Annotated in this window: 1 protein-coding gene; it reads right to left on the reverse strand. The window is 60.9% G+C overall.

Annotated elements, in window-relative coordinates; all coding sequences use genetic code 11:
• The coding region (locus AAC147_RS10740) for a toprim domain-containing protein (protein ID WP_047686592.1) at positions 1-1,095 on the reverse strand (1,095 nt) is incomplete at both ends.

Consider the following 1,095-nt stretch of genomic DNA (forward strand, 5'->3'; position numbering starts at 1 on the left):
GCGGCACTGCTGCTCTGGATCAGGACGGCTAAGAGTTTGGGTAACTTTCGGCTCACCGCCGCCAGATAAGCCGCGAGCAGATTCATTGATTCCCCGACAACCCCGCAGGCGGCTAAATCAGTAGTAATACGGCTGACCAACGCCGGATCTTGCAACAACATCAAAGCAGACTGCTGCTCATCGGCGCTCAACGCGTTGGCGGCCTGCGCTGTCTCAGCGGCCATCCCCGAACGTTGCTCCAGCACCAGTAACACCCGCCCCAGCTCCCGCTTGATCAGCGTGTCCGGCAGTGCCAGCTCCTGCGAAGCCTGACGCACGAAGCCCGAACGCGCCCGGGCGCTCAGGATATCGAGGCTGTCCACGAACAGGGCGCCGCTGTTTTTGTCCCGTAACTGCACATTGATCTTCATGACCGCACTGATCTTCTGCGGCACACCGCGCAACCGCCATTCCTGTGCATCCTGCTGGATCACGATATCGCCGTTAGCTTCCAATGTGGTGATAACCCCCGGTTCAGGCACGGATGCAGGCGCTGGCGCAGTCACCCGCGGAGGGGGAGCGGCCAGGGGCGTTTTTGTGGGCTCACCGAACCATTGGGCTGACGCCAGTAACTGCCCGAACGCGGTTTCCGGGTTCGCCACCTCGCAGCTCACGCGATTGGCATCGCGGCCTTCGGGGAACACGACCCGCCAGACATCCAGCCCCGTCAGTTGCAGCGCTGATGCCAGCTGGATGGCGGCATCATTGCCTGCCGGGTCATTGTCATAGGCAATGTACACCTGTTGAACCCCATGTTGCCGGAACGCCGCCCGGTGGGCATCGGTAAAGCCGTGAACGCCATAGGAACAGGTGACGTTGCGAAAGCCCGCACACCAGAATGACAGCGCATCAATCAGCGATTCACACAGGATAACCGACGCCGAACCGATCAGCCCCGCTTCATTCCAGACGCCGCCATGCTCACCCGGTAAATACAGATGCAGCGGTGTGCCTGCCCGCAGCCTGTTATTGATTTTGCGGCCGTACATTTCCTGTATTTGCCCGTCCAGCCCAATCACCGGCACAACCAGCGAGCCGCTGAAGTGCTCATGCCCG

This window comes from Xenorhabdus sp. NBAII XenSa04, assembly GCF_963866145.1.
GTDB classification, from domain to species: Bacteria; Pseudomonadota; Gammaproteobacteria; order Enterobacterales; family Enterobacteriaceae; genus Xenorhabdus; species Xenorhabdus indica.